The 24,224-nt window shown below is 67.4% G+C and carries 18 protein-coding genes; 11 read left to right on the top strand and 7 right to left on the bottom strand.

Annotated features, from left to right (window positions below; all coding sequences use genetic code 11):
• The first annotated feature begins 56 nt into the window (after nt 1–56).
• Nucleotides 57–935, top strand: a complete 879-nt coding sequence (locus tag OXF11_15555; protein MCY4488507.1) for an EamA family transporter — start codon at nt 57–59, stop codon at nt 933–935.
• 55 nt (nt 936–990) lie between these two features.
• Here the strand turns inward: OXF11_15555 and OXF11_15560 are convergent, their stop codons facing one another.
• From OXF11_15560 to gltB, 3 genes are all read right to left on the bottom strand, one after another.
• Nucleotides 991–1,206, bottom strand: coding sequence for a YgiT-type zinc finger protein (locus OXF11_15560; protein MCY4488508.1), 216 nt, complete (start codon nt 1,204–1,206; stop codon nt 991–993).
• Between the two features lie 26 nt (nt 1,207–1,232).
• The gene (locus OXF11_15565) at nt 1,233–2,729 is read right to left on the bottom strand and encodes a glutamate synthase subunit beta (GenBank protein ID MCY4488509.1); all 1,497 of its coding nucleotides are present in this window, start codon (nt 2,727–2,729) and stop codon (nt 1,233–1,235) included.
• A gap of 288 nt (nt 2,730–3,017) precedes the next feature.
• Nucleotides 3,018–7,580, bottom strand: a complete 4,563-nt coding sequence (gltB, locus tag OXF11_15570; protein MCY4488510.1) for a glutamate synthase large subunit — start codon at nt 7,578–7,580, stop codon at nt 3,018–3,020.
• A gap of 321 nt (nt 7,581–7,901) precedes the next feature.
• Here gltB and OXF11_15575 point away from each other — a divergent pair, with 321 nt between their 5' ends.
• The 8 genes from OXF11_15575 to OXF11_15610 all read left to right on the top strand — a co-directional run bounded on the left by OXF11_15575 (nt 7,902) and on the right by OXF11_15610 (nt 17,033).
• Entirely contained in the window at nt 7,902–10,181 is a 2,280-nt protein-coding gene (locus OXF11_15575) for a xanthine dehydrogenase family protein molybdopterin-binding subunit (protein ID MCY4488511.1), read from the top strand.
• 10 nt (nt 10,182–10,191) lie between these two features.
• Nucleotides 10,192–10,695 (top strand): hypothetical protein, encoded by a 504-nt coding sequence (locus OXF11_15580; protein MCY4488512.1) that lies wholly within the window; start codon nt 10,192–10,194, stop codon nt 10,693–10,695.
• A gap of 82 nt (nt 10,696–10,777) precedes the next feature.
• Complete coding sequence (locus tag OXF11_15585; GenBank protein ID MCY4488513.1) at nt 10,778–10,969, top strand: hypothetical protein; 192 nt, start codon at nt 10,778–10,780, stop codon at nt 10,967–10,969.
• Nucleotides 10,970–11,270: 301 nt separating this feature from the next.
• The gene (locus tag OXF11_15590; protein MCY4488514.1) at nt 11,271–11,612 is read left to right on the top strand and encodes an RNA-binding protein; all 342 of its coding nucleotides are present in this window, start codon (nt 11,271–11,273) and stop codon (nt 11,610–11,612) included.
• 160 nt (nt 11,613–11,772) lie between these two features.
• Nucleotides 11,773–13,074 carry a DEAD/DEAH box helicase gene (locus OXF11_15595; protein MCY4488515.1) on the top strand — a complete coding sequence of 434 codons (1,302 nt, stop codon included), beginning with the start codon at nt 11,773–11,775 and terminating at the stop codon, nt 13,072–13,074.
• A gap of 232 nt (nt 13,075–13,306) precedes the next feature.
• Nucleotides 13,307–13,783 (top strand): (2Fe-2S)-binding protein, encoded by a 477-nt coding sequence (locus OXF11_15600; protein ID MCY4488516.1) that lies wholly within the window; start codon nt 13,307–13,309, stop codon nt 13,781–13,783.
• Between the two features lie 4 nt (nt 13,784–13,787).
• Nucleotides 13,788–14,651 carry a xanthine dehydrogenase family protein subunit M gene (locus tag OXF11_15605; GenBank protein ID MCY4488517.1) on the top strand — a complete coding sequence of 288 codons (864 nt, stop codon included), beginning with the start codon at nt 13,788–13,790 and terminating at the stop codon, nt 14,649–14,651.
• Between the two features lie 63 nt (nt 14,652–14,714).
• Nucleotides 14,715–17,033 carry a xanthine dehydrogenase family protein molybdopterin-binding subunit gene (locus tag OXF11_15610; GenBank protein ID MCY4488518.1) on the top strand — a complete coding sequence of 773 codons (2,319 nt, stop codon included), beginning with the start codon at nt 14,715–14,717 and terminating at the stop codon, nt 17,031–17,033.
• Between the two features lie 135 nt (nt 17,034–17,168).
• Here the strand turns inward: OXF11_15610 and OXF11_15615 are convergent, their stop codons facing one another.
• Together OXF11_15615 and OXF11_15620 are read right to left on the bottom strand one after the other, a co-directional pair.
• On the bottom strand, nt 17,169–18,194 hold the full coding sequence (locus tag OXF11_15615) for a C-terminal binding protein (GenBank protein ID MCY4488519.1): 1,026 nt from the start codon (nt 18,192–18,194) through the stop codon (nt 17,169–17,171).
• A gap of 14 nt (nt 18,195–18,208) precedes the next feature.
• Complete coding sequence (locus OXF11_15620) at nt 18,209–19,342, bottom strand: amidohydrolase family protein (GenBank protein ID MCY4488520.1); 1,134 nt, start codon at nt 19,340–19,342, stop codon at nt 18,209–18,211.
• A 255-nt stretch (nt 19,343–19,597) separates the two neighbouring features.
• Here OXF11_15620 and OXF11_15625 point away from each other — a divergent pair, with 255 nt between their 5' ends.
• Complete coding sequence (locus tag OXF11_15625; GenBank protein MCY4488521.1) at nt 19,598–20,839, top strand: cupin domain-containing protein; 1,242 nt, start codon at nt 19,598–19,600, stop codon at nt 20,837–20,839.
• Between the two features lie 28 nt (nt 20,840–20,867).
• On the opposite strand, the gene OXF11_15630 is transcribed toward OXF11_15625, so the two are convergent.
• The gene (locus OXF11_15630; GenBank protein ID MCY4488522.1) at nt 20,868–21,788 is read right to left on the bottom strand and encodes an ABC transporter substrate-binding protein; all 921 of its coding nucleotides are present in this window, start codon (nt 21,786–21,788) and stop codon (nt 20,868–20,870) included.
• Nucleotides 21,789–21,964: 176 nt separating this feature from the next.
• Between OXF11_15630 and OXF11_15635 the strand changes: the two genes are divergently transcribed.
• The gene (locus OXF11_15635) at nt 21,965–23,410 is read left to right on the top strand and encodes an amidase (GenBank protein MCY4488523.1); all 1,446 of its coding nucleotides are present in this window, start codon (nt 21,965–21,967) and stop codon (nt 23,408–23,410) included.
• 6 nt (nt 23,411–23,416) lie between these two features.
• On the opposite strand, the gene OXF11_15640 is transcribed toward OXF11_15635, so the two are convergent.
• Nucleotides 23,417–24,157: a dienelactone hydrolase family protein gene (locus tag OXF11_15640; GenBank protein ID MCY4488524.1), complete on the bottom strand. Its 741-nt coding sequence runs from the start codon at nt 24,155–24,157 to the stop codon at nt 23,417–23,419.
• Nucleotides 24,158–24,224: the final 67 nt, after the last annotated feature.

A 24,224-nucleotide genomic window follows, 5' to 3' on the forward strand; every position in this document is an offset into this window, starting at 1 on the left:
AACCCTCCGCCTGCCGGGTTTGACCCCGAGGCGGGCGTCTGACCACACTGCCCCTGGTGGAAACCGGGATCATCTACGCCATCGCCGGGGGCCTCGTGTGGGGTTTCGTGCCGCCGCTGGTGAAGCGCGGACTGGTCCACTCCGACGTCGACGCCGCCGTCACCGTCCAGCAACTCGCCATGGTGGCGTTCCTGTTGGTGGTCTGGGTGGTCGGCTGGGGCGCCGGCGGACTGCCGATTCCGCTTCCCGCCCTTGTCACCTTCGTCATTCTGGGGGCCATAGGCGCCTTCTTCGGCCGCGTCTTCCTGCTGAGAGCCATCGACCAGATCGGCGCCTCCCGAGCCCAGTCCATCAAGAACGCCTCGCCGCTGCTCACCGCCGTGATCGGCGTCACGTTCCTCGGCGAAAGCGCCACGCTGGGGACGTTCGGCGGCGTCATCGTGATCGTTGCCGGCATCCTCCTCATCACCCACACCAAGGGATCCGAGACCGAACCCGGGGCGCCCCTGGTAGGGTTCGGCAACGCCGCCCTGTCCTTCCTCTTCTACAGCCTGGGCCCGATCCTGAAGCGGCTCGGGGTGCTGCAGGGCGGCGACCCCATCGTCGGCGCGGTGATCACCCAGGTCACCGGCCTGATGTTCATCGGCCTGCTGGGCAAGACGGTTCGCATCCGCATCGTCTGGCGCGGCGTGCCGCTGGCTCCAGCCGTCTACTTCGCCGCCTCCGGCGTCGTCCACGCCATCGGCACCATCCTCACCTTCCTGGCCGTGGTCCACGCCCCGGCGGTGATCGTGGGCCCCATCTGGAACATCCAGCCCCTGGTCACCTTCGCGCTGGCGCACTTCACCCTGAAGGGAATCGAGGTGGTGAGGGTGCAGGACGGCGTGGGCGCGGCGCTGATCGTGGGCGGGGTGTTTGTGCTGGCGTGGGTGTGACCGCTGGTTCGAGTCACACTAGAGACATAGGTTGCCCACAACTTCTCAAGCGACGCTACGCGGCACCCTCTGCAAGCCGTCGCGTCTGCTCATCCAGCGTGTGGATCGTGTCCTGGATGGTGTCGACCTCTCGCTCGTCGAAATAGGGTTCGCCACACTGGCTGCACACCCACGCCGGTACCGCATCGAGCGCCAAATGATAGCCGCTACGCTCGATATGAAGGGACGCCGTCGAGCGTGTCATCGATCCTTTGCAGTGAAGGCAGCTCATGGTCATCCGAGCGAAGTCAAGAGGCCTCAGGGCAGGTCGGTGCTGCCCATGAGGTAGCGGTCCACCTCACGGGCGGCGCCGCGGCCTTCGTGGATGGCCCAGACGACAAGGCTCTGGCCGCGGCGGGCGTCGCCGGCGGCGAAGACGTTGTCCACGTTGGTGGCGTACTTGCCGTACTCGGCCTGGGCGTTGGAGCGGGGGTCGCGCTCGACGTCAAGTTGGGCGAGGACCTCGTCCTCGGGACCGGAGAATCCCATGGCCAGCAGGACCAGGTCGGCGGGCCAGTCCTTCTCGCTCCCCTCCACCGGGCTGAAGGGGGCGCCGTTGGCGGGCTTGCTCCAGTCGAGGTCGATGGTCTGCAGGGCCTTGATGCGGCCGTGGCCGTCGTCGATGAACTTGACGGTGTTGGTGTCGTAGCGCCGGGGGTCGTCGCCGAACAGCGCCTTGCCCTCTTCCTGGCCGTAGTCCAGCTTGTAGACCACCGGCCACTGGGGCCATGGGTTGTTGGGCGCCCGCTCCGGCGGCGGCTTGGGGATCACGTCGAACTGCTGGAGGCTGGCGCATCCATGGCGCAACGCGGTTCCCACACAGTCGGTGCCGGTGTCACCGCCGCCCAGCACGATGGTGTGCTTGCCCTTGGCCGAGATGTAGTTGCCGTCGGCATGACCCGAGTCGAGCAGGCTCTTGGTGTTGGCCAGGAGGAAGTCCATGGCGAAGTGGATGCCGGCGAGTTCGCGACCCGGCGCGTTGCGCACGAAGTCGTTGGGCTTGGTGGCGCCGGTGCAGATCACTACCGCGTCGAACTCCCGTTGCAGGTCGTCGGCCGGGACGTCCTTGCCGATCTCCACGCCGGTGACGAACTCCACGCCCTCGGCCTCCATCTGGTCGAGGCGCCGCCGCACCACCTTCTCCTTGTCGAGCTTCATGTTGGGAATGCCGTACATGAGCAGGCCGCCGGGGCGGTCCGCCCGCTCGTAGACGGTGACCCCGTGGCCGGCGCGATTGAGCTGGGCCGCGCACGCCAGGCCAGCCGGGCCGGAGCCGATGACCGCCACGCGTTTCCCGGTCCGCTGGAGCGGCGGCTCGGGTACGATCCAGCCCTCCGCGAAGCCTCGGTCGACGATGGAGGCCTCGATGGTCTTGATGGTGACGGGATTGCTGTTGATGCCCAGCACGCAGGAGCCCTCGCACGGCGCCGGGCACACGCGTCCGGTGAACTCCGGGAAGTTGTTGGTCTTGTGCAACTGCGCCAGGGCCTCTTTCCAGTGGTCCCGGTAGACCAGATCGTTCCAGTCCGGAATGAGGTTGTTCAGCGGACAGCCCGAGGCGCCCGGCCCGCGCCCCATGGGCACACCCGTGTGGCAGAACGGAATGCCGCAGTCCATGCACCGGGCGCCCTGCTCGCGCAGCGCGTCGCCCGGCATGGGCAGTACGAACTCTTCCCAGTCCTTCAAACGTTCGAGGGGGTCGCGGTAGGCCTGCTTGCCCCGCTCGTATTCCATGAATCCAGTGATTTTTCCCATTTTGACCCAGGGACGTTGCTGCACTGCTAAGCGCAAACGTCCTTACACGTTGTAGCCGCGATTCTCTTTGTCCGTCATTCCATCGAGCTTTGGTTCGTCATTCCGGCCCTCTTCCGTCCTTCCGCGGAAGCGGGAATCCAGGCGGGGTGGAGCGGGGAACATGCCCGTTTGGCCCCTCCCCACCCCTGGATTCCCGCTTTCGCGGGAATGACGGAAGAAGGACGGGTATGACGGAAGGGGCCGCTAATATGACGATCTGGAAGGCCGGCGTATTTGCGTAGCGTCGGCTCAGGCCGAAGCCGCCGTCCCTTCCCGGCTTTCGGCCTCGGCCAGCCGCGCCTGACGGGCGGCCATCTCCTGCAAGGCACGGCGGTAGTCCACCGGCATGACCTTGACGAACGACCCCAGAAGCTCCGTCCAGTGGTCCAGCACGTATTCGGCGCGGTCGCTGCCGGTGAAACGCACGTGGGACTCGACCAGGCGGCGCACGTGGGCGATGTCCTCTTCATCCTCCAGCGGCTCCAGATCCACCATGTCCTGGTTGCACAGCCCGGGGAAGACGCCCTGCTCGTCGAGCACGTAGGCGACACCGCCGCTCATGCCGGCGGCGAAGTTGCGCCCCACCGGCCCGATGACCACCACGCGCCCGCCGGTCATGTACTCGCAGCCGTGGTCGCCCACGCCCTCGATGACGGTCTCGGCGCCGCTGTTGCGCACGGCGAAACGCTCGCCCGCGCGCCCTCGGAAAAAGGCCTGCCCGGCGGTGGCGCCGTACAGCGCGACGTTGCCGATGATGATGTTCTCCGTGGGATCGAACGCGGCGTTCTCGGGCGGGTACACCGCCATGAGGCCGCCCGACAACCCTTTCCCCGTGTAGTCGTTGGACTCGCCCTCGAGAAGGACCGAAACACCCGGCGCCAGGAATGCCCCGAAGCTCTGCCCCGCCGAGCCGAAGAGATTGATGTGGATCGTGTCCGGGGGCAATCCGTCCTCGCCGTAGCGGCGCGACACCTCGGCGCTGAGCATGGTGCCGGCGGTACGGTCGATGTTGTGGATCTCGTGGCGAATCGCGACCGGCTTGCCCTCTTCCAAGGCGTCCCGGGCCGCCTCGATGAGGCGTTGGTCGAGCTTCTTGTCGAGGCCGTGGTCCTGCGCCTCGCAGCAGTAGCGCGCCACCGAGGACGGCGCCTCCACCAAAGTCAGCAGCTTCGAGAAATCCAGCCCCTTCGCCTTCCAGTGTTCGACGGCACTCCGGGTGTCGAGGCAGTCCGCGCGCCCCACCATCTCGTCCACGGTGCGGAATCCCAGTTCCGCCATGATCTCGCGCATCTGTTCAGCGATGAACATCATGAAGGTGACCACGTGCTCGGGCTTGCCGGTGAACTTCTTGCGCAGTTCCTCGTCCTGGGTGGCCACGCCCACGGAGCAGGTGTTGAGGTGGCATTTGCGCAGCATGATGCAGCCGCTCACCACCAGCGCGGTGGTGGCGAAGCCGTACTCCTCGGCTCCCAGCATGCACGCGATGGCCACGTCCCGGCCGGTCTTGAGCTGGCCGTCGGTCTGCACCACGATGCGGCCGCGCAGGTCGTTCTGCACCAGCACCTGCTGCGTTTCGGCCACGCCCAGTTCCCAGGGGATGCCGGCGTGCTTCATGGACGACTCCGGCGAGGCGCCGGTGCCGCCGTCGTAGCCGCTGATGAGCACCACGTCGGCCTTGCCCTTGGAGACGCCGGCCGCCACCGTGCCCACACCCACCTCGGCCACCAGCTTGACGTGGATGCGCGCGCGGTCGTTGGCGCACTTGAGGTCGTGGATGAGCTGGGCCAGGTCCTCGATGGAGTAGATGTCGTGGTGCGGCGGCGGCGAGATGAGCCCTACCCCAGGGGTGGACTTGCGCACCTTCGCGATGGGCTCGAACACCTTGTGGCCGGGCAACTGCCCGCCCTCGCCGGGCTTGGCCCCCTGGGCCATCTTGATCTGCAGGTCGGTGCAGTTCACCAGGTAGTTGCTCGTCACGCCGAAGCGGCCGGAAGCCACCTGCTTGATGGCACTGTTGCGCCAGTCGCCGTTGTCGTCCGGGTAGTAGCGGTCCGGGTCTTCGCCGCCCTCGCCCGAGTTGCTGCGCCCGCCGATGCGGTTCATGGCGATGGCCAGGTTCTCGTGCGCCTCCTTGCTGATGGAGCCGTAGGACATGGCCCCGGTGGAGAAGCGCCTGACGATCTCCTCCGCCGGCTCTACCTCCTCGATGGGTACGGGCGGCTGCATGGGACGGAACTCGAACAGGCCCCGCAACGTGCCCAGGAGCCGGCTCTGGTCGTCGATCTGCTTCGCGTACTCCCGGAAGAGATCGTAGTCCGCCGTGCGCGTGGAGTTCTGCAACAACGCGATGCTGTGCGGGTTGAACAGGTGGTGCTCGCCGTCCTTGCGCCACTGGTAGTAGCCGCCCACGTCCAAGGTGCCGTCGCTCGCCGGCGCGCGCTCGGGATAGCCGTGGTGGTGGTGGCGGCGGTACTCCTGCTCGATCTCGTCGAGACCCACGCCCTCGATGCGCGAGGCCGTCCAGGTGAAGTACTTGTCGATGACCGACTGCCGGAGGCCGATGGCCTCGAAGATCTGCGCGCCGTGGTACGACTTGATGGTGGAGATGCCCATCTTGGACATGGTCTTGAGCACGCCCTTGCACAGCGCCTTGATGAGGTTGGCGCGGGCCTTGTCGCCGGGAATGTCCGTATCGCCGAGCATGCCGTCGCGGCACATCCACTCCACCGTCTCCAGCGTCAGGTACGGGTTCACCGCGTTGGCGCCGTAGCCGATGAGCAGGCAGCAGTGCATCACCTCCCGCGCCTCGCCCGATTCCACTACCAGGGCGGCGCTGGTGCGCAGGCCTTCGCGGATGAGGTAGTGGTGCACCGCCGCGGTGGCCAGCAGAGTGGGGATCTGAACCGAGTCCGGTCCCACGTTCCGGTCGGAGAGGATCAGCACGGTGGCGCCGCGCTCCTTGATGGCCCGGCCGGCTTCCACGCACAGCGCGTCCACCGCCGCCTCCAACGCGCCCACCGAAGCGGACCGCGGGAACACGGCCGGCAGCGTCTCCGCCTTGAGTCCGGGCCGGTCCAGCGCCTTGATCCGGGCCAGATCACGGTTGGAGACGATCGGCCGGTCGAGCTGGAGCTGGCGGCAATGCTCCGCGGTCTCGGCGAAGAGGTCCTGCTCCGAACCGACGGACGTCCGAAGGGCCGTCACCAACTCCTCGCGGAGGGCGTCCAGCGGCGGATTGGTCACCTGAGCGAAGAGCTGTTTGAAGTAGTGGAACAGCAACTGCGGCTTGTCGGACAGCACCGCGAGAGGGGCGTCGTTGCCCATGGAGCCCACGGGCTCCTCGCCGCGCTCCGCCATGGGGCCGATGAGGATCTTCAACTCCTCGCTGGTGTAGCCGAAGGCCCGCTGCCGTTCCGCGAGCGTGTCCGCGTCGTACCCCGGCGCTTCCCCGGGCTCGGGCAGGTCGTCCAGCGTCACCATCTCCCGGTCGAGCCACTGGCGGTAGGGCCGGCGGGTGCTGATCTCGTGCTTGATCTCGTCGTCGGCGATGATGCGCCCTTCCAGTGTGTCGACGAGAAGCAACCGTCCCGGCTGCAGCCGTCCGCGCATCAGGATGCGCTCCGGCGGAAGGTCCAGCACGCCGGCCTCGGAGGCGCCGACGATGAAGTCGTCATCGGTGACCACGTAGCGGAAAGGCCGCAACCCGTTCCGGTCCAGGGTGGTGCACACGCGGTCGCCGTCGCACGCGGCGATCAGCGCCGGACCGTCCCACGGCTCCATGAGGCAGGCATGGTAGGCGTAGAAGGCCTTCTTCTCGTCGGACATGGTCTCGTGGTTTTCCCACGCCTCGGGGATCATCATCATGAGGGCGTGAGGCAGCGAGCGGCCGGTGGACACCAGCAGCTCCAGCGCGTTGTCGAACCCCGCGGTGTCGCTGGCGCCTTCGCGGATGATGGGACTCAGCTTGCCCATGTCGTCGCCGAACAGCGGCGACGAGAACAGCGCCTCGCGCGCACGCATCCAGTTCTGGTTGCCCCGGATCGTGTTGATCTCGCCGTTGTGGCACAGCATGCGGTAGGGATGGGCGAGCCGCCACGACCCCAGTGTGTTGGTGCTGTAGCGCGAGTGCACCAGGGCCAGGGCCGAAATCATGGAGTCGTCGGACAGGTCCCGATAAAAGGAATCCAGTTGATCGGCGCGCAAGAGCCCCTTGTAGACCACGGTCTTGCTGGACAGGCTGGAGATGTAGAAGTCGTCCCGGACCTCCGGGACGAGTCCCGCGTCCACCGCGTTCTCGATGACCTTGCGGACGACGTAGAGCTTGCGCTCGAACTGGTCCTGGGTGGCGATCTCCGGGCCGGCCCCGATGAAGAACTGCCGGATCAGCGGCGCCACCTGAGCGGCCAACTCGCCGCACTGGGTGAAGTCCGCGGGCACGTCGCGCCAGCCCAGGAACTCCTGGCCCTCGTCCCGGACGGTCTTCTCCACCACCTGCTCGCACCAGCCATGGTGTTCCGTCTCCCGCGGCAGGAAGGCCATGCCGACGCCGTACCGGCCCGGATCCGGCAGAGAGATGCCCATGGGCCGGCAATGCCGCTGGAAGAAGGCGTGGGGAATCTGGAACAGGATGCCGGCGCCGTCGCCGGTTTGCGGGTCGCAGCCGCACGCGCCCCGGTGCTCCAGGTTGATCAGGACCTCGACGGCGTGGCGGATGATGTCGTGGGACTTGTGGCCGTTCAGGTTGGCAACGATACCCACGCCGCAGGCGTCGTGGTCGTACGCGGGGTCATAGAGTCCTTGATGCTTCTTCATGTCGAACAGACCTCTGCAAGACGGTTCGCCCCGTCCTGCCGGCACTCGAAACTATCGCGAATACCACAAAACAGACCGGAATTCAGCAGCTACCGCATTTTGGCGAAGGACGCGCTACGGGGTCCGCCGGGGGCGGCCCGTCACCGCGGAGATTCCCTGAACGCTGGTGCCGAGGCGGGCGGTCGGCTGGATTCGCCGATGTCGCTCTCCCAGTCTATCAATGTAGGGCGGTTTCCGCCATTCCCTCGGAATGAGGAGGCCGTTTCCGAAACCCCCGCAGGTTCGTTATAGAGGTACCAACCCAACTCTGGAGCTTTATCGATGAAATACGTCGGCCGATCGGTCCGCAGTCTGGACGCGGACGAAAAGGTCACCGGGAGCGCCGTCTACACGGCGGACCTCACGGTGCCGGGAATGAAGTTCGCCAGGCTCGTCTCGAGCCCCCACGCCCACGCGCGCATCGACGGGTTCGAACTCGAAGCCGCGCGCGCGGTTCCCGGAGTCCACACCATCATCACCTACGACAGTCTGGACATCGGGCGGCTCGGGTGCATTCGCGCCCTCAAGCCCTACGGGCAGTCGGTGAAGGACCGGCCGGTGCTGGCCCACGAGAAGGCCCGCTTCCAGGGTGAGCCGGTGGCCATCGTGGTGGCGGACAACGAAACCGCCGCGGTGGAGGCGGCGGCGCGGGTGGAGGTGCGCTACACGCCGCTGCCGCAGGTGGCGGAGATGCGGTCGGCGATCCAGGGCGGCACGCTGGTGCACGACGCCGACGCCGTCTACGACACCGAGGGCGCCGACGACTTCGAGTACGACTACGCCCACAACCACTGCGGCGGCACCCACTTCACCGCGGGCGACCCGGAAGGGGCCTTCCGCGAGGCCGCCCACGTCATCGAGGACCGCTTCACCTTCCCGTCGCTGTTCCACTACCCCATGGAGCCCCACTGCGCCGTGGCCATGGTCGACGACCAGTCCGTCACCGTTCACACTTCCTCCCAGGCGCCCTTTCCGGTGCGCGACGAGCTGGCGCGCATGTTCGGACTGGAGCCCGGACAGGTCACGGTGAAGGTCCCCTACGTGGGCGGGGGCTTCGGCTCCAAGGGGCACGTGAGCATGGAGCACCTCGCGGTGCTGGCGGCGGCCGCCACCGGGACGCCGGTGCAGCTTCGCCTGTCCATGGAGGAGACCGCGTTCACGGCGCGGCGCCATCCGGCCGACATCGAGATCCGCACCGGGCTGCGCGCGGACGGCACGCTGTTGTGCCGCGAGGCGAAGATCTATCTCGACACCGGCGCCTACGCCGACTTCGGCATCCAGGTCACGCGGAAATCCGCGTTCCGCGCCGTGGGCCCCTACCGCATGGAGCACGCGCGCGCGGACTGCTACTCGGTCTACACCAACAGGGTCCCCGCCGGAGCCTTCCGCGGCATCGGCAGCGTGCAGCTCGGCTGGGCGTGCGAAGCGCACACCGACCGCATCTGCACCGAGCTGGGCTACGACCCCATCGAGTTCCGCCGCAAGAACCTGCTGCGTTCCGGCGAACGGTACGTGCTCGGCGGGCCGCCCCTGGACGGCGATCCGCTGGCCACGTTCCAGGTGTGCCTGGAACGGTTCGAGGCGACCCAACGGGAACACGCTCCGGAATCCCTTGCCCGGCCCGGCGAGAAGATCGGCACCGGCATCGCCTGCGCCATCAAGGACCTGTCCACCACCCAATACAACGCCCGCATCGTGTTCAACGACGACGCCACCTTCTCGGTGCACGCCAACGCCCCGGAGATCGGCGGCGGCGCCAAGACGGTACTGGCCCAGACCGCCGCGGAGGTGCTCGGCGTCGGCATCGAGCGGATCATCATCGCCCCCTACGACACCAGCACCACCCCCGGCGCATCCGGCGTCTACGGGAGCCGCATCACCGTGCTCATGGGCAACGCCGTGAAGCGCGCATCCGAGGAGTTGCGGGAGCTGCTGTTGCAACAGGCCGGGGCCCTCACCGACCGGGACGCCCGGAACCTGTCCCTGGACGACGGCGTATTCTCGAGCGACGGCGATCCGGTGCTGAGCCTTGAGGAGCTGGCCGGGCGCACCACCGGCACGCTGGTGGGCCGGGGCATGGACAAGGCCCTCACCCGTGACCGCATCGACATCCGTACCTGGGAGATCAACGCCGGTATCGCGGTGATGGCGGTGGATGCGGAAACCGGCAAGGCGCGCTGCCTGAGCTACGTTTCCTCGGCGGACATCGGCCAGGCCATGCACCCGCTCCGGTGCGAGGGCCAGGAGCAGGGCTCGGTCATGTTCGGCATGGGCAACTCCCTCACCGAGGAGCAGGTATTCGACGGCGCGCTGCTGCTCAACCCCAGCGCCATCGACTACGCGCTGCCGCGTTTCAAGGACCTGCCCGCGGTGTTCGACTCCGTCCTCATCGAGAACGGCGACGGGCCCGGCCCCTTCGGCAGCAAGGGCATGGCCGAGGGCGGCCTCGCCCCGGTGGCGCCGGCCATCGCCGCGGCCCTGCGCAACGCCGTGGGCATAGTCGTCCGCGATCTGCCCATGAGCCCCGAGCGGGTGTACCGGCTGATGGAGAGCGGGAGCTGAGGCGCACCGCATGACACCGACCGGACACGCTCCCACGGACGTCGAGACGAAGGTCACCGCCGCCCTCGAGGAACTCGGAGTCCCCTGCGAAATCGTGCAAATCGACCCGGACTTCGCCGACACCGCGGCGTTCTGCGAGAAGTACGGCTACCCGCTGGAGACCAGCGGGAATACCATCATCGTGGCGTCCAAGCGCGGCGAGAAAAAGTACTGCGCGTGCATCGTGCAGGCATCCGCACGGCTGGACGTGAACAAGACGGTCAAACGGTTGATGGGAGTGTCGAGGGCCTCGTTCGCCTCCGCCGAAGAGACCGGAAAGTTGACCGGCATGATGATCGGCGGCGTCACTGCGTTCGCGCTGCCGGCGGGCCTGCCGGTGTACGTCGACCCGAACCTGTTGTCGCAAGAATACGTGATCCTCGGCTCCGGGAGCCGTTCCTCCAAGCTCAAGATGGCCCCGAAAGACCTCGACAAGATACCCGGCGCGCAGTTCATCGACGGGCTGACGATGTAGCGCCACCGAACCGGTCGGTTCGTGTGGGCCCCGAATCCGTCACCCATTTGGCGTTCGCGGCGAGAAACGCTAAACTGTGCGAATGGCCCAACCACGAACTACTTTTGCCAAGCGGCAACGGGAACGCGCGAAGCAGGAGAAGAAGGAGGAAAAGGCCAGGCGGCGCGCCGAACGCAAGGAAGCCCGGGAAGACCGGCCGGAACGCGGCGATGATATCGATCCCGACATCGCGGATATCGTCCCCGGTCCGCAACCTCGCATAGAGGACCTCTAATCCCGAGTCGGCCATTCAGTCGTCTGCCAAACTCTCCTTTTCGGTTCACTACCGGTATCGACGCCGGTAGCGGCGCGGCGGGTAGTTGCGACCGAGGGGTCCGCGCTCGTTGACACAGACGCCGGATGCGGCTACACTCCCTCCTTAATCAAGCTGTGTTCCAGCCTAGTCTTCCCGTCGAAGCTCTAGTCCAAAAGCAAAAACTCACCACGTGCAGTGAAAGACGCATGTTCTTGCCCACGGCGGCGATCCCAGGGTCGAACAGACTGGTTTTCTTTTGTCTCAACAATTGGAGAGAAACATGAGTCAGAAATTATATGTGGGCGGTTTGCCCTATTCCGTGACAGATGGCCAGCTCGAGGAGATCTTCACCGAGCACGGGACGGTGGAGTCCGCCACGGTCATCGCGGACAAGTTCACCGGCCAGTCGCGTGGCTTCGGCTTCGTGGAAATGGGCTCGAGCGACGAATGCCAGAAGGCCATCGACGCGCTCAATGGAACGGAGCTTCAGGGCCGTACGCTGACCGTGAACGAGGCACGTCCGCAGGAGCGCAGGTCCGGCGGCTTCGGCAACGCCGGGGGCGGGGGCGGCGGTGGCGGCGGCAACAGACGCTCGGGCGGAGGCAGGCCCGGCCGCTGGTAAGGTAACGCGAGTTATATTCCACGCATCAACCCATTCAGCTTGGCGGTCCCGTGACGGGACGGTGACCGCCAAGCTTTCAAAACCGAAACCCCGTCTGACGAGTGTGCACCTCAACCGTCAGCCATTCTCCCGAGACCGACTTCCGCGCAAAGAAACATTTATGTCAAACTCAGATTCCGCATCGTTCGACACATTCGGTCTGTCCGATCCACTGCTCAGAGACCTCGCCAGGATCGGTTTCACTTCCCCCACTCCCATACAGGCAAAGGCTCTGCCCCCGGCCCTTGAAGGCCGCGACGTCCTCGGCTGCGCACAGACCGGCACCGGCAAGACCGCGGCGTTCGTGATCCCCATGGTGGAGCGGCTCGCGGGCTCGCCGGCCGGACCGCCGCGCGGCTTGATCCTGGCGCCGACGCGTGAGCTGGCGTTCCAGATCCAGGAGACCATCGACGACATCGGACGCTCGCTGCGGGTCTACGCCACCACGGTAGTGGGCGGCGCCGACATGCACGCGCAGATCCGCGGCCTCGGACGTCACCCCGAGATCATCGTAGCCACGCCGGGCCGGCTGCTGGACCTCATGTGGGACGGCCACCTGGACCTGAGAGACGTGGAAGTGGTGGTTTTGGACGAGGCCGACCGCATGCTCGACATGGGCTTCGCCGATCAACTGAACCAGGTCATCGACGCGCTCCCGCCCGAGCGCCAGAGCTTCCTCTACTCCGCCACCCTGCCCACGGACCTGCGGGAGCTGGTGCGCATGTCGTTGCGGGACCCGTTCAAGGCGGTGGTCGCCAAGCCCGCCACCCCCGCGGACGGCGTCACCCACACGCTCCACGACACCACGCCGGGGGCCAAGACATCGCTCCTGCTGTCCCTCCTCAAGGACAACGACGAAGCCGTGCTGGTATTCACCCGCACCAAGAGCCGCGCCGACCTCATCGCCGAGACCCTGCGCCGCAGCGGCCATCGCGCCGCCGAGATCCACGGCAACCTGTCGCTCGAGCGCCGCCGCGGCGCCCTGGAAGGGTTCCGCCGGGGCCGCCACCGCATCCTCGTGGCCACCGACATCGCCGCCCGCGGCCTCGACATCGACAACATCGCCCACGTCATCAACTACGACCTCCCCTACACGCCGGAAGACTACGTGCACCGCATCGGCCGCACCGCGCGCATGGCCGCCGTCGGCCGGGCCACGAGCTTCGCCACCGCCGCCGACAGCAAGTCCGTGGTGGCCATCGAGAAGATCCTCGGCCAGTCCATCCCGAGGCCGTCGGAAGGACAGCCGGACAAGAAGCGCCGGAGCCGCACGGCAAGCCCGGAAGCCGTGGAGGCCAAGCGCGCACGTCCGGCCGGCAAACGCCGCCGGCCGCGCAAGCGCTCCGGCCAGTCGGGCGCACGCCCCGAGCCTCACGCGGAAGCCGCCGCCCTGCAGGCCGCGCCGGTCACGGAACAACCGTAACCAGCCGGCGTCAGGCCCCTTGACGGAGGGGCGCGGGAGTGCTTGAAGTCGGTTGGCGGACCGCTGCAGGGCAACCCTAACACGTCATTCCCGCGGAAGCGGGAATGACGACTCGGGGCGTTGGTGGCAATTCTCATCCGAGCGGAGTTTTGACACAGCCTGTTTCGCGGCTATGACGTGCTTTGCACGACGTGAACCTGCCGGAGGATTGAGCGACCCTGAAGAGGACTCCATGGAACACCCCGCAAGAACCATCAACGTTACCGTGAACGGCACGGCGCGCGCGGCCGAGGTGGAACCGCGGCTGCTGCTGGTGCACTTCCTGCGCGAAAACCTGGGGCTCACCGGCACCCACGTAGGCTGCGACACGAGCCAGTGCGGCGCGTGTACCGTCCACCTGAACGGCGCCGCGGTGAAGTCCTGCACGGTCCTGGCGGTCCAGGCCGACGGCGCCGAGGTCACCACCATCGAGGGCTTGGCCGACGGCGCCACCCTGCACCCTGTCCAGGCGGCCTTTCAGGAAGAACACGGCCTCCAGTGCGGCTTTTGCACGCCGGGCATGGTGATGACCGCCGCGCACCTGCTGGAGACCCAGCCGGACGCGGACGACGACGCCATCAAGCACGCCCTGGAAGGCAACCTGTGCCGCTGCACGGGCTACGTGAACATCGTCAAGGCCATCCGCACGGCGGCCCAGCAACCGAGGTAACAGCATGCATCCAGCCAGCTTCGGATACGAGGCGCCGGGCTCCCTGGCGGAAGCCTTCGGCCTTCTGCGGCAACACGGGGAGGACGCCAAGCTCCTGGCCGGAGGGCACAGCCTGCTGCCGGCCATGAAGCTCCGCCTGACCCAGCCCGAGGTGCTCATCGACCTGAGCCGGATCCCCGGCCTGAGCGGCATCCGGCAAGACGGCGACACCCTGGTCATCGGCGCCCTGACCACCCACACCGAGGTGTCCACGTCGGAGACGGTGCGGAACCTCCTGCCGGGGCTGGCGGACACCGCTTCGGTCATCGGCGACCTGCAGGTGCGCAACCGCGGCACCATGGGCGGCAGCGTCGCCCACGCCGATCCCGGCGCCGATCTTCCGGTGACCCTCACGGCGCTGGACGCGTCGTTCGTGCTGACCTCGGCCGAGGGCGAGCGCACGGTGGCGGCGGAAGACTTCTTCGAGGACTTCTTCACCACCGCGCTGGAGCCCAACGAGATCCTCACGTCGATCCGGATCCCGCTGCCGGCCGCGCCCGCGCGGACGAGCTACGCCAAGCTGCCGCATCCGGCCTCGGGCTACGTGGTGGTGAGCGCGGCGGCGGCGCTGACGGTGGACGGTTCAGGCGCGTGCACCGGCGCGCGTGTGGTGCTGGGGGGCGTGGACGGAATCCCGCACCGGGCCACGGGCACCGAAGCCGCCCTGGAAGGACAAGCGCTCACGCCGGAAGTGATCGCCGCGGCGGCGGAGCGGGCCGCGGACGGCATCGATCCACACGCGGATTCCTACGCCGACGAAGAGTACAAACGCCACATGGCGGCGGTCTACGCGCGGCGCGCCATCGAAGCGGCGGCGGCGCGAGCATAGACCTGTCCGCGCAAACTGCTCCAAGCACGACGCGCCCCACACCCAAGACTTCAAGGACTACCCATGAGCACAGAGCAAAGCAGTCCCAACAGCCTGATCGGCGCTTCCATCCGCCGGGTCGAGGACCCGCCCCTGCTCACCGGCCAGGGATGCTACGTGGACGACGTGAACCTGCCGGGGATCCTGCACGTGGCGATCCACCGGAGCACCCACCCCCACGCCCGCATCCTGTCCATCGACACCGCCGAGGCCGCGGCCATGCCCGGCGTCGTGTGCGTGCTCACGGGCGACGACACCGGCGATTTGGCGTTGCGGGCGCCCATGCTCACGCCGGACATGAACATGCCGGAACATCCGGTGCTGGCTCGGGGCGCGGTGCACGCGGTGGGCGCCCCCATCGCGGCGGTGGTGGCCGAGAGCCGCGCCCTTGCGGAAGACGCCGCGGCGGCCATCGGCGTGACCTACGACCCCCTGCCCGTGGTCACGGACGCCGAGGCCGCGCTGGAGCCGGGCGCGCCCCTGGCTCACGAGGAGCTGGACACCAACCACTGCTACACCATGAGGAAGGAGAACGGCGACGTCGACAAGGCGTTCGCCGAAGCCGACCACATCTCCCGTCTCCACATGAAGAGTCCGCGGCTCGTGGCCATGTCCATGGAGGCGCGGGGGGTGCTGGCGTACCCCGACCCCATCCGCAACGAACTGACGGTATGGATGTCCACCCAGGGACCGCACCGGTCCCGGACCGACCTGGCCAACTCCCTGGGCTTCCCCGAGAACCGCATCCACGTCATCGCGCCGGACGTGGGCGGCGGCTTCGGCAGCAAGGGCTGCGTCTACCGCGAGGACGTGCTGGTGTGCCACGTGGCCCAGAAGCTGAACCGCCCCGTCAAGTGGATGGCCACCCGCAGCGAGGACTTCCTCACCACCTGCCAGGGACGCGACCAGGCCATGACCTCGGAGCTGGCCCTGAGCAAGGACGGAAAGATGCTGGGCCTCAAGGTGCGGGTGGTGGCGAACCTGGGCGCGTACCTGCACTCCGCCACCGCCGGACCGCCCCAGCGCATGCTGGTGATGGCTCCCGGCTGCTACCAGATCCAGGACGTGCGGGTAGAGATCGTCTCCGCCTTCACCAACACCGTGCCCACGGGGCCGTACCGCGGCGCCGGCCGGCCGGAGGCGGTTCTCAACATCGAGCGGCTGGCGGACAAGGCCGCGCGCGACTTGGGCATGGACCCCCTGGAGATCCGCCGCAAGAACTACATCCAGCCGGACCAGTTCCCTTACCGCACCGGCGTGGGCGTAGAATACGACTCGGGAGACTACGAAAAGTCGCTGGACGAGGCGCTGAGGCTGTCGGACTACGACCAGCTCATCCGCATGCGCGACGAGGCGCGGGCGCGGGGCGAGTTGGTGGGCGTCGGCGTCTCCACCTTCGTGGAGCCCAGCGGCGGCGCCGGGTTCGAGAGCGGCGCCGTGCGGGTGGACCGCACCGGCGCGGTCACGGTGCTGACCGGTTCCAGCTCCCACGGACAGGGACACGAGACCGTGTGGGCCCAGGTGGCCGCGGACAAGCTCATGGTCTCCATGGACGACGTCGTGGTGCGCCACGGCGACACGACCGCCATCCAACAGGGCACCGGCACCTTCGGCAGCCGCAGCGCGGTCATGGGCGGCGGCGCCCTGGCAATCGCCGCCGAACGCGTGGTCGCCAAGGCCAAGGCCATCGCCGGCAACCTCATGGAGGCGTCGGCGGACGACGTGGTCCAGGTGGAGGGCGGTTTCGCCGTGGCCGGCGTGCCGGAACGGAGCGTGACTTGGCGCCAGGTGGCCGGCGCGGCCCACGCCAAGGGCACGCCGGCGGGAATGGATCCCGGTCTTCACGAGATCGCCTTCTTCGATCCCAACCGCGAGGCCTGGGGCTTCGGTGCCCACGTGGCCCTCGTGCGCATCGACGCCGACACCGGCGAGCTGACCATCGAGAAGCTCGTGCTGGTGGACGACATCGGCGTGGTCCTGAACCCCATGGTCGTCGAGGCCCAGGTCCACGGCGGCCTTGCCCAAGGCCTCGGCGAGGCCCTGTGCGAGGAAATGGTCTTCGACGAGGAAGGCCAGCCCCGCACCGGCACCCTCATGGACTACGCCGTCCCCCGCGCCAGCACCATGCCGCCCCTCATCATCGGCGAAACGGAAACCCCCAACCCCTTCAACCCCCTGGGCGTCAAGGGCGTCGGCGAAGCCGGCACCAACGGCGCACCGCCGGCGGTGGCCAATGCCGTGATGGACGCGTTGTCGCCGCTGGGCATCGACCACATCGACATGCCGTACACGGCGCCGAAGCTGTGGCGGGCGGTCCGGGAGGCGCGGAAGGCCAGCGGCTAGGCTACCGCACTGACCGCGACATTAGGCTCAATCATCTCCAAGTATCGAAGTGTGACGTGGACGCTTCCGTCGCGTTCTATGATCGCGGGTAAGGGAACCGCGTCGAGGTGGGCTGCTGGTATCCGGGTTGAAGCCTCAAACCCCTCCAAACCCCTGATCCTGCGCCTCGCTCACCAGCCACGGATCGTTGATCTCCGTTGTCGGGGGCTCGCCCTGTAGCACCCGCACGACTTCCCTGGCGGCGTGGGTTTGGCAGTCCACGTACGACTCGTTGGAGTTGGCGGCGGTGTGGCACGTGACGATGACGTTGGGGAGGGTGAGGATCGGGTGGTCGGCGGGCATGGGTTCGGGGTCGGTGACGTCGAGGGCGGCGCCGGCGATCTCGTTGGTGGTGAGGGCCTCGTAGAGGGCGTCGGTGTCCACCAGGCCGCCGCGGGCGCAGTTGAGGATGTAGGCCGACTTCTTCATGGCGGTGAACTGGGCCTTGCCGAACATCTTGCGGGTGGCGGACACGAGCGGAGCGTGCAGGCTGATCACGTCCGAAGTGCGCACCAGCTCGTCCAGGGACACCAGCTTCACGCCCATGGCCTCGGCGAGTTCCGGAGCCACGTACGGGTCCACCGCCTGGACGTTCATCTTCATGCCCTGGGCCCGAGGCGCCACCTGGCGCCCCACGTTGCCCAGGCCCACGATTCCCAGGGTCTGCCCGGCGATACGTGACACCGGGCCGCGGTAGGAGTGCAGCTCGGCGGTGTGGCGGCGCCAGCGACCCTCGCGCACGTACTGGTTCATGCGCACGAGCTTGCGAGAGATGGCGATCATGAGGCCGATCATCTGCTCCGACACTTCGATGGAGTTGCAGCCGGCGGCGTTGCACACGGTGACGCCGTGCTCCTTGGCCGCGGCCAAGTCCAGCCGGTCCACGCCCACGCCGGTGCGGCACACCACCTTGCAGCGGTTGAGCTTGGAGATGATCTCGCGGGTGAGCGGCAAGGCCCCATGAAAGATCATGCCGTCGGCGTCGCGCCCGGCCTCGGCCAACTCCTCGTCGTTGGTCGGCCGGGCGATCACCATCTCCGCATCCGCCTCGCGCAGGATGGGCTCGATCAGGTCGACGGGAATATCGTTGCTGCCACAGTAAACGACCCGGTATTTCGCCATCGTTCGTATCCCGCCTACATCCCCAGCCCGAACATCTGCACCGGGTTGTCCCACAGGATCTTGCGGCGCGTCTCCTCCGACAGCTTGTCGTTGGCGCTCAGGGCGCCCACGGTGAGATCCGGCCACTTGTCGATGCAGTCACTGTGGGGATAGTCCGTGGCCATGGTCAGGCGATCGTTGCCGACGTGCTCGACGAAGCTCGGCACCAACTCCTCGCCGGCCTCGCAACTCACCCAGCACTGGCGGTGGAAGTAGAAACTCGGCTTCTCCGGCGTGGTCTTGGCGGAACCGTGAGACTCGTGCTCCCAGTGCTCATCCATGCGCTCCAGCCAGAACGGCACCCAACCGCAACCGGACTCCAGGTAGGCGACCTTCAACGCGGGGAACTTCTCCAGGACGCCGTCGCCGCAGAAGCTCAGGCAGGCGAGCATCTGCTCCATGGGATGACAGGCCACGTGGCGGCCGAACTCACTGTAGCGGTCGCCGCCCGCCTGCTCCAGGACCGTGCGCGCGCCCTCGTGGACGCACACGGTCACGCCCAGGTCCTGGGCCGCCTCGTAGATCGGATAGTAGTCCGGGCTCGCCAGCGTGCGCCCGCAGAGCTTGTTGGGGCGCCAGAAGATCCCCACCAGGCCGAGCTTCTCGCGCGCGTGGCGCAGCTCCTCGACGGCGCGGGCGGGATCCTGCAACGGCAGCAGCATGACGCCGCGCAACCGCGACTCATCGTGGCCGCAGTACTCGGCCAGCCAGGTGTTGTAGGCACGGCAGATGGCCTGGCTCAGTTCGGGGTCGATGTCCGAGCTCCACATGACGTAGAGGCCCATGGTCGGGAACAGCACGCTCAGGTCGATGCCTTCCTTGTCCATGTCGCGCAGGTTGGACACGGGGTCGAAACCGGTGGCGATGGCCTCGGCGAAGGTCTCGCGCCAGGACTCGTTGCTGGCGAAGATGTAGCCGTAGTCGGTGACCTCCCGGTCCGGCCGCCGGTTGGAGTCGGACACGGGCTTGCCGTCGACGAGGCGGTTGGACTGGTTCGGTCCGGTGATCTTTACCCGCCCGTGGAACTTCTTCGGCATGTACCGGTCATACATGTCCGAAGGCTCCATGATGTGCCGATCCGAATCGATTACTCGAAATCCGTCCTTCATGGCTCAACTCCTTCCTCGGAAAGGCGGGGACCGCCCCGTTGGCTGTTGCGTTGTCGCTCGATTGGAAACGCCCGGCCGATGGCGACCGAAGCAGTGCCACTATAAATCAAAGGCCTTACCCTATCAAACGACGAAACCCGTGAATCCACGCGGAGAATTAACCCACCCGGACCCGTGCGGCCAGGCGCTTGACCCTTCCTGGGGCCGCCGCTAACATCCTCCCTGACAGCCACCTGGAAGACCAAGGAGGACATCATGGGAGTGGAGCCCGGCGCGGAACTTTTCGATTTCAACGAGCCCTCGGCCACGGGCAAGGCCGGTTTCGGCACGTGGCAGAACCCGAAATCACCCTACGACCGTTTCATGGAGGACCAGGGCATCTCCATCCACCGGGACATCGGCGTGCACAAGGTCCAGGACCTGCCGCTCAAGCCCTGGAGCCGCCTGGGCGGGCGCGGCATCGGCATCCAGCTCCTGGGCACCGAGCACCTCTGGGGCATGTACGTGGTGGAGGTCCCCGGCGCGGGCTCGCTCAACGCCGAGCGCCATCTCTACGAGGAGACCTACTACGTGGTCGAGGGGCGCGGCACCACCGAGGTGTGGCACGAGAGCGAGAGCAGGAAGCTCACCTTCGAGTGGGGTCCGGGCTCGCTCTTCGGCATCCCGCTCAACGCCTGGCACCGGGTGGTCAACGCCACCTCCGCCCCGGCCATGCTCCTCGCCGCCACCACCGCGCCCAACATCCTGAACCTGACCCGCGACGCCGAGTTCGTGATGAACTGCCCCTACGAATTCAGCAAACGGTTCTCCGGCGATGACGACTACTTCAAGCCCGTGGAAGAAGTACGCGCCGACCCGGTGCGCGGCCTGGCCATGCGCCTCACCAACGTCATCCCGGACATCGTCACCTGCGAGCTGCCGCGGGACAACCGACGCTCCTTCAGCTACCGGCGGGTGGAGCCGCACATGGCCGGGGCCAACTTCTACATGAAGATCGCCCAGTACGAGACCGGCCAATACTCCAAGGCGCACAAGCACAGCTCCGGCGCCATCCTGGTGTGCATCAAGGGCAAGGGTTTCAGCTGCACGTGGCCGGACACCCTGGGCATGCGGCCGTGGGAGGCAGGACGCGGGGACGACGTCAAGCAGCAGACCTACGAGCCGGTGGGCATGATCAGCGCCGCGCCCATGCGCGGCGACTGGTTCCATCAGCACTTCGGCACCGATCCGGAGGGGCTCAGGCTGCTGATCTTCGACGGCCCCTACGGACCGGCCTTCCGGCGCGGCGGCGCCCCCGGCGCCCAGGCCAAGGACGTAGGCGCGGTGGACACCCGCGACGGCGGCAACGCCATCTCCTACATGGACGAGGACCCGCAGATCCGAAAGACCTACGAGGCCGAGCTGGCCGCCAACGGCATGGAGAGCCACATGCCCGAGTGGGCTTACGAGACGCGCACGCCGCCGGAAGGGGCGCTGGAGCCGGCGGCAGGGTTCTGAACGGCGGATCGCGTCGAAGTCGCGCTTCTCACCCCTCCCACAAAGCGCTGAACCGGACCGCCGCCACCTGCTCGTAGGGTACCGGCCCCGGCAGGTGGCCGACGGACTGGGCGAACGCGTTCAGCTTCGTGACCGCCTCCTCGGAAATGGCGGGCTCGTAGAACGGCACGTCCCGCTCCACGATGCCGGTGATGAGCTCGGCCGCGTCCTTCGGGAAGAGCCGCTCCCCCACCAGCGCGGCCTTGGAGGGATCCGCGCGCAGCGCCTTCTGCGCCTTGACGATGGCCCGCACCGCGGCCGCGGCCTGTTCCGGCTCCCGTTCGATGAAGGCGTCGGTCGTTCCCACCCCTGCGAAGGTGCAGTAGCGGACTTCCGCGGGGTCGTCGCCCCGCCGCACGTCCACGTGGACCTTGCCGACCCCGAGCGAAACCGCTGTGGCGCTGCCCATGGCGTTGGACCAGAAGCCGTCGATTTGCCCGGACTCCAGCCCGCGCGCGGCGTAGACGCCAAATGAAACGTCCCGGCCCTCGGAGCCCGGCAGATGCACGATGCTCACGTCACGTTCGGGATCCAGGCCCCCGGCGGCCAGCAGCGTCTTGAACACCAGGTCCGGCCCTTCCGCCGCGGTCAGGCGCAAGCCCTTCAGCCCGCCGATGTCCCCCCGCTCCGCCGCGAGGTCCGCGCGCACCGTCAGGAGCCAGGGCGTCCCCTGAGACAGCGCCACCAACAACTTGGCCCCCCTCCAGCCGGGAAACTCCCGCAACAGGTCGTGCACCGACCCCGCGATCATGGCGTCCGCGTGCCCCTCCCGGAGCGCGCGCGTGGCGCCGATCTGCGAGACCAGCTCGATCTCCACGTCCGCGCCCTCTTCTTGGTAGAAACCCAGCTCCTGGGCGGCCAGGGCCGGAAAACAGGTGTTGCTGACAAGGTCTACGGCTGCGATGCGCATATCAGTCGTTCTCCAGGGCCTGTTGCAAGTCATCCGTGCCTGCGAAGCTCACTCCGTTATAGATCACCGTCCTGGCAAACCGCCAGCTTGAAAGACACCACGGCTCTTGATCCGAGCCCCGCATGTGCTTAGCTTAGGCTTCCCTTCGACCGCAGCGACGCCTTGGAGGATACCTGATGACGGAACAGGACTTGACCGAGCTGACCCTGGCGGATGCATCCGCGAAGATCAGGAGCGGGGTCTTATCCCCGATAGAGCTTGCTGAGCTTGTGCTCGCTCGGATCGAGCGTTTGAACCCGGAACTGGTCGCATACGTCACGGTATCCCGGGACGAGGCGCTGGCGGACGCGCGGGCGGCGGAGACGGAGATACGCGAAGGCAAGTATCGTGGGCCGCTGCACGGCATTCCCTTGTCCATCAAGGACAACATCGCGACACGTGGCATCCGCACGACAGCGGGGTCCAAGGTGCTGGAGGACTGCGTTCCGGATTACGACGCCACTGTGGTGGCGCGGTTGAGGGACGCGGGCGCGGTGATCCTGGGCAAGACCAACATGCACGAGTGGGCCAACGGCGGCACCACCATCAATCCGTTCTACGGCACCACCCGTAACCCCTGGGATACGGAGCGGATCGCCGGGGGCTCCAGCGGCGGGTCGGCGGCGGGAGTGGCCGCGAGCCTGGGCCTCGGCTCTTTGGGCACGGACAACGGCGGCTCGGTGCGGAACCCGGCATCGCTGTGCGGCATCGTGGGGTTGAAACCCACCTATGGCCGCGTCAGCCGCTTCGGGCACGTGCCCGGCGACGGCGGCTTCAGTACCAACCACGTGGGCGTGTTCAGCAAGACGGTGCGGGACTGCGCCCTGATCCTGCGGGCCATCGCGGGAATAGACCCGAAGGACCCCAACAGCGCGGACGAGCCGGTGCCGGACTACGAGGACGGCCTCGACGCCGGTATCAAGGGCCTCCGCGTGGGAGTCGTCAAGGACTACTTCGACCGCTACACGACGCGGTCGGTGCGGGAAGCCTTCGTGGAGGCCCAGCGGCAACTGGAATCCCTCGGTGCCACGCTGGTGGAGGTGGAGGTGCCGCACATCGACACGACGAGGTTCGTGTGGCCGTGCATCACGCGGCCGGAGAACGTCGTGGAGAACCTGCCTTACCTGACGGCGCGGCCGCGGGACTACAGTCCGCGCCTGCTGCTTCAGAACGTCGGCGCCATGCTGATTCCCGCTGAAGCCTACGTGACCGCGCAACGCATCCGCCGGATGTTGTGCCGGGAGTTCGACGAAGCCTTCGAGCAGGTGGACCTCATCGCCGCGCCCACGGCGGCGGTGCCAGCACCCACCATCGAGGAATCCAAGCGGGCGGTGATGGAAGTGGACGGAGAGAAGATCAGCCTCGAAGGCACGGGCGTGAACTTCCGCTCGCTCTTTACCACGCCCTTCAACCTTACCGGCCTGCCGGCCCTGAGCGTCAACTGCGGGTTCACGGACGGCGGCCTGCCCATCGGGCTCCAGGTCGTGGGGCCGCGTTTCCGCGAAGAACGGGTGCTGCGGGCCGCCCACGCCTACGAGCAGGCGGCCGGCTGGCACCGGCGCAAGCCGACGGTTGGCGGGTGATCCGCCTCAGGCCACCGAACGCACGGCGGCGGCCGCGGGTGCGGCTCCCAGCACACGGTCGAGAAAGTTCACGGTCAGCGGCCAGGTGAGCTTGGCCAGGGCCGGGGCGTAGGCGTCGCCGTCGGCCAGGGCGAAGCCGTGGCCCGCCTCGGGAAAGAAATGCCACTCGACCTCAGGGGTGCCCTCCAGGAAGCACGCGCGCAACTTCTCCTGCACCGGCACGGGCGCGACCCGGTCGTGGCCGCCGAAGAACGTCAACGACGGGCAGTGGATCTCCCGAGCGGCCTCGTTGGGATGGCGCGGCCTGAGCTTGCTGGGACCCTCCTCCCGCACCGAGGGATAGTAACCCACGAACGCGGCGGCCTGGGGCGTGGCGGCGGCGAAGTGGATACCGATGCGCCCGCCCATGCACAGGCCCATGACGGCCACGTGCTTGTCGTCCACGTCGTCACGCCCGCAGAGGTAGCGCCAGCCCTGGCCGATGACCTCGACGAAGCGCCCGTCCGTGGTCTGCTTCTGCACGTCGTGGAAATCGGAGAAGCCCAGGATGTCGTAGAGCGCGGGCACCATGGCGGTGTAGCCGGCCTCGGCGAACTCGCAGGCCATGTGCTTGATATGGCCGGTGACGCCGTAGTGGTGATGGACGATGAGAAGCGCCGGGCCAGGCGCCGACCGCTCCGGCGTGGCGATGAAGCCGGGTACGCCGTCCTGCTCCTGCGTGAGCGCGCGCGTGATGATCTTCGACATGATCCCCTCCTGCTAACCCTTCCTTCACGTCTTCTTGATGCGGCCGTTCGTGCGCGACCATTATGCC

The organism is Deltaproteobacteria bacterium, assembly GCA_026712905.1.
GTDB lineage: Bacteria > Desulfobacterota > Binatia > UBA9968 > JAJDTQ01 > JAJDTQ01.